Here is a 9,868-nt window from a genome sequence, read left to right as displayed (position 1 = left end):
CCACAACACAAAAATAATCCGTTATACCCGCCCCCCCCCCCCCCCCCCCCCGGGGGGGGGGGGGGGGGGGGGGGGCCCCCCCCCCCCCCCCCCCCCCCCCCCCCCGCCCGTTGTCATGCCTGAAACGCTCTGGCTCACGAGGCTGACCGGCCGGGCTGCTTCGGCGCCCGCGCGGCCGGCACCGGCGTCTGACCCGCGGCCTTCCGCTCCGCGTCCAGAGCACGTCCGGCCGCCCGCAGCGTACTGAGGACCGCGGTCACTTCGCGTACCGACTCCTCAGGAATCACCGACCCGATCCGCAGTTCCAGCTCCTCCTCGAAGACCTTCAGCGCCCCGTCCACCAGCTTCCGCCCCTCAGGGGTGAGCTCGACGATCGAGGAACGGCGGTCGTTCGGATTGGCCCTCCGCCCACACAGGCCCGCCGCCTCCAGTCGGTCGACGACCTTGCTCGTGCCGCCCACCGTGATCGAGAACTCCTCCGCGATGTCCTGGATCCGCCGCCCGGGCTGCCGCAGTAGCAGGTGCAGCACCTCGAACGAGGTCAGCGCCAAGTCGTACTCGGCCCGCAACCGCCCCTCGATGCCGTCCCACAACTCGATCTCCAGCGAGACCAGCTCCCGGTACAGCAGCTTCAGGTCAGTGTCAGCCATCACTCATCTTCCAAAGAATTATCTTCCACAGACAGTTAATTGTAGGTCACCGGTATCGGGACTCTCGGCAAACGTCAGGGTTTTGGGCGCCGAGGGTCAAGCCAACGGTGTAACTCGGGTGGGGTGAGTTAGCGGCGGCCGACGGAGAGTCGGCCGTCGAAGGCGATATCGAAAGCCTGCAGGGCGGGCTTCCAACGCAGGGTCCAGCGTTTGCGTCCCTGACCGGTGGGGTCGAGGCTCATGACGGCCATGTAGACGCACTTGAGGGCTGCGGCCTCGTTCGGGAAATGCCCGCGGGCCCGGACTGCTTTGCGTATGCGAGCGTTGACCGACTCGATGGCGTTGGTGGTGCAGACGACGCGGCGGATCTCGGCGTCGAACTGAAGGAAGGGCACGAACTCGGCCCAGGCGTTCTCCCAAAGCCGCACGATCGCCGGATACTTGGCACCCCACTCCTCCTGGAATTCCAGGAACCGGTCCTCCGCCGCGCTCGCAGTCGGAGCCGTGTAGACGGGCTTGAGCGCGCGGGAGATCTTGTCCCAGTCCTGGCGGCCCGCGTAGCGGACGTCATCCGGCAGTGGCCGGTCAGACGCTGCGTGCCACCACGGCCTCGACGAATCGGCCCACCTCCTTGTCGGGGAGGTTGCGGGCCAGGTCGGCTTCGCTGATCATGCCGACCAGCTGCTTGTCCTCGTTGACGATGGGCAGTCGGCGGATCTGGTGCTCCTCCATCGTCTCCAGGACGTGTTTGATGTCCGTGTCCGCCGTTGCCGTGAACGGCTTTCCCTGGGCCAGTTCACCCGTGGTCATCTTCTTCGGGTCGCTGTCGGCGGCCAGGCATTTCACCACGATGTCCCGGTCGGTGATGATCCCATGCAGCTTGTTGTCGTCACCGCAGATCGGCAGCGCCCCCACATCCAGGTCCCGCATGTGGCGCGCTGCGGCGTCCAGCGTCTCGTGTTCGCCCACGCACTCGGCCCCGGTGTGCATGACGTCTCGTGCACTGGTCATGGAGGCCTCCTCAAGACAGGGAATCGGGTCGGCTCGGAACGGCTTGGATTGGCTTGCGTAAGGCTGGCCACGCGGCCCGATGGCGTGATCGCCTCCTGATGCCCAGAGCTGTACTCCATCCTCACGCGGGTCGTTCCACCCCGCATCCGAGGCGAGGCCGGAGTGTGTCTCGCTGCCGTGCGCATCTGTTCTCTGCGGGGGCGAGGATGGAGGTACGGGGCGCACGCGTCGCCCACCGTGTTCGTCCTGGACGAGGAGGTCGGATCGTGTTCTTCATGGATCGTCGTGATGCCGGCCGGAAGTTGGCCGCCCGGCTGGAGCACCTCAAGGGGGCTGAGGTGGTGGTGCTGGGGTTGCCCCGTGGAGGGGTTCCGGTCGCCGCGGAGGTCGCCGAGGCGCTCGGCGCGCCGCTGGATGTCTGCCTGGTACGGAAGCTGGGCGTGCCCTTCCAGCCGGAGCTGGGGATGGGAGCGATCGGGGAGGGCGGCGTACGCGTGATCAACGACGACGTGGTGCGCACCGCGCGTATCACCCCGGATGAACTGGCCGAAGTCGAGGCCCGCGAGCGGGAAGTGCTTCAGAGCCGTGCCCGGCGGTACCGGGGAGGGCGGGAACCGGTCGGCTTGAAGGGCCGCACGGTGTTGGTGGTCGACGACGGGGTGGCCACGGGGTCGACGGCGCGCGCCGCCTGCCGGATCGCCCGTGCCAGGGGAGCGGCACGGATCGTGCTGGCGGTCCCTGTGGCGCCGCACGACTGGACCGCCCGGCTGGGCGGGGACGCCGACGAACTGGTATGCCTGCATACCCCGCGGATCTTCTATGCGATCGGAGAGTTCTACGCCGACTTCTCCCAGACCCACGACGACGAGGTCGTCGCCTGTCTGGAAGAGGCCATGGCCCGACCGGTGAGCACCCGACGGACTGAGTCGCATCACGCCGTGCCCGAGGACCGGGAGGCGGACGTGCAGGCCGGTGCGACCGTGCTGCGCGGACAGTTGACGGTGCCCGAGGGTGCGACCGGAGTCGTGCTGTTCGCGCACGGCAGCGGCAGCAGCCGGCACAGCCCGCGCAACCGGTTCGTCGCCGCCGGGCTGAACCGGGCAGGGCTGGGCACCCTGCTGTTCGATCTGCTCACCGAGGAGGAGGAGATCGACCGGGCCAACGTGTTCGACACCGGCCTGCTGGCCCGGCGCCTGGCGGACGCCACCGGCTGGCTGCGCGGGCAGCCCGAGACCGAAGGGCTCGCGGTCGGGTACTTCGGCGCCAGCACCGGCGCGGCCGCCGCGTTGTGGGCGGCCGGCGAGCCGGGGGCGCGGATCGCCGCGGTCGTCTCCCGGGGTGGGCGGCCCGACCTGGCCGGGCCCCGGCTGCCGGCGGTGACGGCGCCCACGCTGCTGATCGTCGGGGGCCACGACGAGCTGGTCCTTGAACTCAACCGCGACGCACAGGCCCGGCTGCGTTGCGAGAACCGGCTCGCGGTGGTCCCTGGCGCCACCCACCTCTTCGAGGAACCCGGCGCTCTGGAGAAGGTGACCGATCTGGCCCGTGACTGGTTCACCGACCACATGGCCCCGGTTCCGCATGCGGCGGCCTGAGGCTGGACCCGTGCTCCGGTCGCAGACGGGTGCTCAGGTGCGTCGCCGGTCCGAGCCGGTGGAGCCGGGTGACTCCTCCGATCTGCTGGGCCAGTACCTGAAGCAGATCGGTGCCACTCCTTTGCTCAGCGCCGCGGAGGAGGTGGACTTGGCCAAACGTATCGAGGCCGGGGTGTATGCCGACCATCTGCTGCGCGAGGTCGAGGCCGACGGGCGGGAACTGCCCGCCGACAGGCGCCGTGACCTTCAGGCGGTGGCCCGCGACGGTCAGCATGCCAAGGACCATATGATCCGCGCCAACCTGCGGCTGGTCGTTGCGATCGCCAGGAAGCGCTACGGCCGTTGTGGCCTGCCGTTCCTGGACGTTCTCCAGGAGGGGCAAGCGCTACGGCCGTTGTGGCCTGCCGTTCCTGGACGTTCTCCAGGAGGGGAACCTGGGGCTGATCAGGGCGGTGGAGAAGTTCGACTACACCAAGGGCTACAAATTCTCGACCTACGCGACGTGGTGGATCCGGCAGGCGATCGAGCCGGGCCTGGCCCGCCACGCCAGGACGGTACGGCTGCCCCTCGAGGCGTGGAGGATCTTGGCAAACTCGGCAGGGTGGAGCGCCGGCTGCAGCTGGCGCTGGGCCGCGAGCCGACCGTGGAGGAGGTGGCGGCCGAGAGCGGCTTTGCCGGCGAGAAGGTGACCCGGCTGCGCGAGGTGGGCCAGCAGGCGATCAGTCTCGACACCCCGGTGGGTGAGGCGGGCGCTACCGTCGTCGGTGAGCTGATCGTGGACACCGAGGTGCTGCAGGCGCCGGAAGGTCGCGGAGTACCGCGCCGTCGCCGAGCAACTCCACACGATGATGGGCAGGTTGCAGCCGCAGGAGGCGCTGGTCCTCACCCTGCGCTACGGCTTCCGCAACGGACGGCCGCGGACGGTGAAGCAGACCGCCGACCAGGTGGGGCTGACTCCCGCGCGGGTGCGCCGGCTCGAGAAGCAGGCCATGGCGCAGCTGCGTGCCCCGGAGCACCGCACGCCGCTGGCCGCGTGGGCAGGCTGACGACGATGTGGCGGCGGACGCCGGACGCCCGAGGGACCGTGCTGAGAACGCTCAGGGCGTCGAACCGCCGCAGGCCGCCCCGAGAGGTCAGGACCGAGACGTATAGAGAGGCGTGGAGTACGCCCTGATGAACGCCCTGCTGGAGATCGACGGAGGCGCCTGCTCCGGATCGGGCATGATCGTGCGCCAGGCAGTGGCCTGCGCGGCTGTGACGGGCACCCCGGTTCATCTGCGCCATGTCCGGGCACACCGACCGCGTCCGGGACTGCGACATCAGCACCTTTGCGCGGTCGAGGCGGTCCGCACGCTGGCCGGTGATCGAGCTCTCCCCGCTCGAGCGAAGAGTGGGGGAGCTCGAAGGGGCGTCGCTGGGCTCGCGCGAGTTCACCTTCCGCCCTGCTGGTGAGGCGCCGCGAGGGCAGTATGAGTTCGATGTGGGGACGGCGGGGTCGGCCACGGCGCTGTCGCTCGCGCTGCTTCCCGTTCTGGCCACGGCTCCCGAGCCGGTCCGTGTGGAGCTCACCGGTGGGCTGTTCCAGGATCGGGCACCCTCCGCCTTCCATCTGCAGCACGTGCTCGCCCCGCTGCTCGGCCTGCGGCCCGCTCGCCCCCAGCTTGTCCCGTGGAACGCCCGTACCGCGCGTCGATCGGTCGGCATCCCGCTGCCTCCGGCGCGCCCGCGCCGGGACATGGCTGTCGTTGGGCGTTCCAGTGTGGGGGTCTCCCTCATTCCGGTGATCTGCGGGCTACTGATCGTGCGCGTGCGGGACGGTGATGACCGGGCAGCATGCGTGGTGCAGTACGCCCTGACTGACGGAGCCCAGCAGCATGCCGGTGAAGCCGCCGTGCCCGCGTGTGCCCACGACCAGACCGAGGGCGTGTTCGGACGCCTTGGCCAGGACCTGTACCGGGTGGCCCTGCACGACCTCATGGTGCAGGGCCACCTCCGGATGGGCGGCGGTACGCCCGGCAACGGTCTCCGACAGCAGCCGGCGGCACTCCTGGACGGCCGCGTCCTCGTCCAGGACTCCGAACCGCGGAGGGTGCCACACATACAGGGCCCGCAGGACCGCGCCACGCAGAGCGGCCTCCTCGAAGGCGAAGTCCACGGCGGCGGCGGAGTGAGGGCTGCCGTCGACCCCGACCACGAAGTACGGCGGCTGCTGGGTGATGTGCTCCGACTCCGGTACGACCACCACGGGGCACGGCGCGTGGGCGATGAGCGGCAGGGCGACGGCGGCCGAGGTGAACAGCTCCTGGAGAGCACTCAGGCGCCAGGAACCGAGCACGATCTCCGTGGCGTTCTGCGCCTGCTCGCGCAGCACCCACGCCGGATGCCCCTCCGCCAGCAGCCCGGACACCCGTACCCGCGGATGCCGGGACTCGACGAAGGCCACTGCCTCCTTCAGTACGCGATCCCCCGTCGCATGCAGCGCCTCGTTCCACTCCTCCCACGACGGCCGCCCGCCCGCCGGTCGGTATCCAGGCGTCGGTACGTTCTGTGCGAGGACCAGCAGCAGCGGCAGGTGCCGCCGGTCCGCCTCGTCGGCTGCCCAGGCGAGCGCCGTGCGTTTGCCGGGATCGGGGTCGATGCCGGCCACGATCGGTTTACGTCCTTCTGTGTGCGTCATCGCCGACTCCCAGTGGTTCTTCGGCCGGCGCGTCCCCGGTGCCGGCCGGTGTTGGTGTCGGCCACCGCGGCCGACTCCGTCTTCTCCGGCGCTGTGGTGCGTCTACAGGCCCTGGGAGAGCATGAGTTCGTGGGCGAGTCGTGCGCCGCGTGCCGCTTCCTCGGGTGGAGTGTCCTGTGACGGGATGCTCTCCAGGCCATGAGCGAGTGCCCGGACGGCCTCGGCCAGGGTCGCGACCTGTTCTTCCAGTCGTCTCAACCGGGCTTCCGGCCCGGGCGCGGCATCGGGTTGCGGGGAGTGGTTCTGCGTCATGTCGTGCTCCCTTACGAGGCGGTGACGGGCCGGGCCGTCACTCGGCAGGGGCGATCAGGCCGTGGTGCATTTGCCGCTATGCCCAGGTGGGCCGTGCGTTTGTTCTTCAACTGGACCTCCTCGTGCCGGAAAGTTCGCGGCCGTTCTCTTTGCTGTGCGGCGCAGGCGTGCCCGTTCGGATGATCAGCCGCGCGTGCCGGCCTCCTCCGGCCACGGCGAGGTGTCGCTCGATGCCGAGTGCTCGTCCTCACTCAGCCCGTGCACGCGCAGGTGTCGGGTTTGCTGCGGGTGGAAGCCGAGTACCTGACCGTAGAAGGAGAGTTCCGCCTCCAGGGGCCGACGCCTTCCCGGAACCCGATGGCATCGGAATCGGCGACCAGCATCTTCGCCGCCTCGGCTCCGCGGCCGCCTCTCATCACGCTGGCGCGTCCGCCCTGTGAGGGGAGGACCTTCTGCCACCACACCGCTCCGCTGTCCTCGGCCACGACGGTACGCAGACGAGGAACCCGGGCCACGTCCTGGGCGGTCAGCGAAGACCGCCACGTTCCGTAAGGAGCCTGATCAGCCATAGGCAAAGCACCACCGCTCGGGTCGGTCCCGGCAGCGCGTGCCCTGCCGGTCACCGCTCATAGCCAGTAAACAACGATCGACCGGTGCCCGCAGCGAACAGGGGCTTTGGCGCGTATCGCCGGGCCTTCCTGGCGCTGTGACCGGAGGACGGCGCTGCCCTGACCGCTTAGCCTGGGACCATGCGCGAGGGCCTGGTCACCCCCTCTTCCTCTGCGGTGACGTGACGCTGGGCCGGGGCGTCGATCGGCGGAGTCTTTCTCGCCGCAGCGGTGCTCAAGGTGCGGTGCACCCAGAAGTCCCACCCGCAGGCGGCCAGCGATGCCCACGATCCTGGCGGGCTCTGGCGGGGCGAGGAGGCAGTGATGAGTGCGGGTGTTGTGGCGGGTACGGCTCATCGAGCGCTTGCCGACGCTGTCGCAGCGGCGCTGGGCACCGCGCCGGTGTCCTGCGAGCTGGAGCGCTTCCCGGATGGTGAACTGCGGCCCGATGTCGGCCAGGTGCGAGGCGAGGACGTGTATGTCGTTCAGCCCACGGGGCCTGCGGTGAACGAGCACCTGATCGAGTTGCTCCTGCTGCTCGATGCCTGCCACCGAGGTGGTGCCGACCGACTCACCGCCGTCGTGCCGTACTTCGGCTATGCCCGGCAGGACCGCCGCACACGGGCAGGCCAGCCGGTGGGAGCCCGGGTCGTGACCGAGGCACTTGAGGCTGCGGGTGCGGACCGGCTGGTCGTCGTGGACCCGCACACCGCCGCGCTGGAGGCGATGTGCGGCATACCGGTGGAGATGCTGACAGCGGTGCCGACCATCGCTGCCGCGCTTGCCGAGGAGACACCCGGTACGGCTGTGCTGGTGTCGCCCGATCTCGGGGCGGTCAAATTGGCCGAGCACTACGCCGGCCTGCTGCGGCGCCCCGTGGCCGTGGTGCGCAAGACCCGCGAGTCGGGCACGCGTGTGCAGGCCGAGGAACTGGTCGGTGATGTCGCAGGCCGGCCCACGGTCATCGTGGACGACATGATCAGTACGGGCGCGACGGTGGAAGCGGCGGTGCGCGTCCTGCTCTCCTGCGGGGCCGCTCCGGACATCACCGTTGCCGCGACCCACGGCCTCCTGGCGGGAGACGCCCGGGACCGGCTCGCACAGCTCCCGCTCCGCCGCGTGCTCGTCACCGACACGCTCGCCACAGGGCAGACGCAGGCGCTGCCGCTCCAGGTACGGTCCGTGGCCCCGCTGCTCGCCGACGCCATCAACCGCCTGCACAACAGCGAGCCCCTGGACGCTCTGCTGATGCGCTCCTGACGTGTGTAGCGGAACGCCGCAGTTCTCCCATACAGGAATCAGCGCCCTCTGGCGGCCATCGATCACTGGAGCGCAGGATGCCGCCTCCTACCGCCGCCACGACGCGGACTTGAGCGAGGACTTCGATCCCACGCCGACCCAGTGCGTGCGTCGGGCCTCGTAGCAGCGTCAGCCGAATCTATCCGGCGCTCTCGGCTTCCTTGGAGACGGTGGCGTGGACGTCCTGGATGAGCCGCTGCTGTGCTTCGGTGAGGCCGCACAGGATTGCTTCTCCGGTGTCGGGAGTGGTTCGGCTGCTGCAGATGGTCAGGTTGCCGAAGACGTACTGGTCCGGGCCACCGAGGGCGGCCAGGAGCGGGCCGGCAACGCGGTTCGGCGGATATGCGCCGCCATCCAGGGCGGACGTATCGGCGACGTGGCCGTGCAGGCCGTTACCGCCCCAGGCAGGGCGCTGGATGGGGAAGGCGGCCGGCGCTCCGTGGTGTGAGTCGGCGTCCCTGCACATCTGGTCGGGGACGCCGTCGCGGAACTCCAATCCGCCGTCCGGACGGATCAGCGCGTAGATACCGGTCATGTTGTGCTTCCGTAGGCGAGAGGTGTTCCGCCCGCCTGACGTGTTGTCAGGCAGGGTGGGCAGGCGGTCCGGTTCGGGCGGTGGTGGCAGATGGCCACGATGGCGATCCCCGACCCGTTGACTTCGTGCGCGGTCAACGGGTTGCGCCGGATGAGTGAGCGCTGCATGGCAGTTGCGATGCTGAGTGGCCGTCAGGCCCTGGCCCGCGCCCTGCCGTCTCCTCCGTGCCGACCGCGGACGAGTCCGTAGAGCCGGTCAGGCAGTCGGCTGGAGGAGGAGCGCGCGGATGTCTTGCGGGAGCTGGTTGAGCGCCGCCTCCAGTTGTCCGGGGGAGACGTGCTCGCGCACGACGGCGGCGACCGCTGGGGCGATCCGGGGGACTTCTTCGGCCGTGACTTTGGCTTCCTGGACGAAGCGGTTGACGTAGCCTTCGCGGTCGTACTTGACCGGTACGGCGCTGGGGTCCCAGCCGTCGTAGTAGATGCCCCGCAGCAGTTCGGGGAGTTGTGCGGCGAAGTTGGCGGCCACGTCGACGGTGAGCCGGTCGCGGAGTGCGTGCAGCCAGGTGCGCAGCACCCGGTGGGCGAGGTGGCGGTCGTCGGTTCCCAGAGCTTCCGACGTCGCTTTCAGCCAGATGTTCGCGGTGTGGATGGCGTGCTCGAAGTCGGGCGGGTGTGTGGGGGACATGGGTCTTCCCCTTCCGGTTTGTCCGTGGCTGCCTTGTGCTGCACGGGATGGCGCGCCTCCGCGCGGACCGTGGTCGGTATGGAGAGCGGCCAGCTCATTCAGAAGCGGCGGGTGTGCGGGCGGCGACTGTCCGGTGGCGTGCCACATGTGCAGCACAGGGTGCACGCGGTGGCATTTCTCTAACGGGCTCCATGCTATGGCGGACGGAACCGGTCGGCAGCCGCAGCACTGCACGGCATCACGGGCGCCACACGCGAGGGACCATCAGGGTGGCCGCCGACAGGGTGCGCCGACGGGGGAGCCGCCCGAGCATGGTCATGTGCCTGTCCGTACGGCCGGGCGATCACGTGATGCCCCCTGCACGCGGGCTCGTACCACACGCGGCGGGGTCACCCTGTGGTGGGCTTCACCTCGAACAGTGGACACTTCTGAGAAGCGGATCTTGGGGTCCGTGGAGAGGATGTCCTCATGGGTACTGCGAGGTACTCGGGGGA

At 69.7% G+C, this 9,868-nt stretch carries 9 protein-coding genes and 3 pseudogenes; 5 read left to right on the top strand and 7 right to left on the bottom strand.

Translation table 11 applies throughout. The features are described 5' to 3' along the window. Window positions 1–134 precede the first annotated feature (134 nt). From ACIBTS_RS46150 to ACIBTS_RS46140, 3 genes and pseudogenes are all read right to left on the bottom strand, one after another. Window positions 135–650, bottom strand: coding sequence for a MarR family winged helix-turn-helix transcriptional regulator (locus tag ACIBTS_RS46150; RefSeq protein ID WP_399327484.1), 516 nt, complete (start codon window positions 648–650; stop codon window positions 135–137). 128 nt (window positions 651–778) lie between these two features. Continuing rightward, window positions 779–1,213: pseudogene (locus tag ACIBTS_RS46145) on the bottom strand (transposase); the annotation flags it as partial. 22 nt (window positions 1,214–1,235) lie between these two features. Continuing rightward, complete coding sequence (locus ACIBTS_RS46140; protein ID WP_399327482.1) at window positions 1,236–1,661, bottom strand: CBS domain-containing protein; 426 nt, start codon at window positions 1,659–1,661, stop codon at window positions 1,236–1,238. A gap of 266 nt (window positions 1,662–1,927) precedes the next feature. Here ACIBTS_RS46140 and ACIBTS_RS46135 point away from each other — a divergent pair, with 266 nt between their 5' ends. The 4 genes and pseudogenes from ACIBTS_RS46135 to ACIBTS_RS46120 form a co-directional block, all read left to right on the top strand. Continuing rightward, entirely contained in the window at window positions 1,928–3,256 is a 1,329-nt protein-coding gene (locus ACIBTS_RS46135; protein WP_399327480.1) for a phosphoribosyltransferase family protein, read from the top strand. Continuing rightward, window positions 3,243–4,302, top strand: a pseudogene (locus ACIBTS_RS46130) (sigma-70 family RNA polymerase sigma factor). The gene ACIBTS_RS46135 and the pseudogene ACIBTS_RS46130 overlap by 14 nt, the downstream one beginning before the upstream one ends. A gap of 127 nt (window positions 4,303–4,429) precedes the next feature. Then, window positions 4,430–4,708: an RNA 3'-terminal phosphate cyclase gene (locus tag ACIBTS_RS46125; protein WP_399327536.1), complete on the top strand. Its 279-nt coding sequence runs from the start codon at window positions 4,430–4,432 to the stop codon at window positions 4,706–4,708. Continuing rightward, window positions 4,617–4,880: pseudogene (locus ACIBTS_RS46120) on the top strand (RNA 3'-terminal phosphate cyclase); the annotation flags it as partial. The gene ACIBTS_RS46125 and the pseudogene ACIBTS_RS46120, both read left to right, overlap by 92 nt. 168 nt (window positions 4,881–5,048) lie before the next feature. Here ACIBTS_RS46120 and ACIBTS_RS46115 read toward each other — a convergent pair. Together ACIBTS_RS46115 and ACIBTS_RS46110 are read right to left on the bottom strand one after the other, a co-directional pair. Then, window positions 5,049–5,933, bottom strand: a complete 885-nt coding sequence (locus ACIBTS_RS46115; protein ID WP_399327478.1) for a universal stress protein — start codon at window positions 5,931–5,933, stop codon at window positions 5,049–5,051. A gap of 102 nt (window positions 5,934–6,035) precedes the next feature. Continuing rightward, window positions 6,036–6,245 (bottom strand): hypothetical protein, encoded by a 210-nt coding sequence (locus tag ACIBTS_RS46110; protein ID WP_399327476.1) that lies wholly within the window; start codon window positions 6,243–6,245, stop codon window positions 6,036–6,038. Window positions 6,246–7,177: 932 nt separating this feature from the next. Between ACIBTS_RS46110 and ACIBTS_RS46105 the strand changes: the two genes are divergently transcribed. Further along, a complete protein-coding gene (locus ACIBTS_RS46105; RefSeq protein ID WP_399327474.1) occupies window positions 7,178–8,113 on the top strand; it encodes a ribose-phosphate diphosphokinase in 936 nt (311 codons plus the stop codon). Between the two features lie 178 nt (window positions 8,114–8,291). Here the strand turns inward: ACIBTS_RS46105 and ACIBTS_RS46100 are convergent, their stop codons facing one another. Further along, window positions 8,292–8,687 (bottom strand): hypothetical protein, encoded by a 396-nt coding sequence (locus tag ACIBTS_RS46100; protein ID WP_399327472.1) that lies wholly within the window; start codon window positions 8,685–8,687, stop codon window positions 8,292–8,294. Between the two features lie 255 nt (window positions 8,688–8,942). Continuing rightward, the gene (locus ACIBTS_RS46095; protein WP_399327470.1) at window positions 8,943–9,374 is read right to left on the bottom strand and encodes a DUF2267 domain-containing protein; all 432 of its coding nucleotides are present in this window, start codon (window positions 9,372–9,374) and stop codon (window positions 8,943–8,945) included. Between the last annotated feature and the right edge of the window lie 494 nt (window positions 9,375–9,868).

This window comes from Streptomyces sp. NPDC050121, from assembly GCF_044460385.1.
Classification (GTDB): Bacteria; Actinomycetota; Actinomycetes; order Streptomycetales; family Streptomycetaceae; genus Streptomyces; species Streptomyces soliscabiei.
This window is presented reverse-complemented; position numbering and strand designations above follow the sequence as displayed.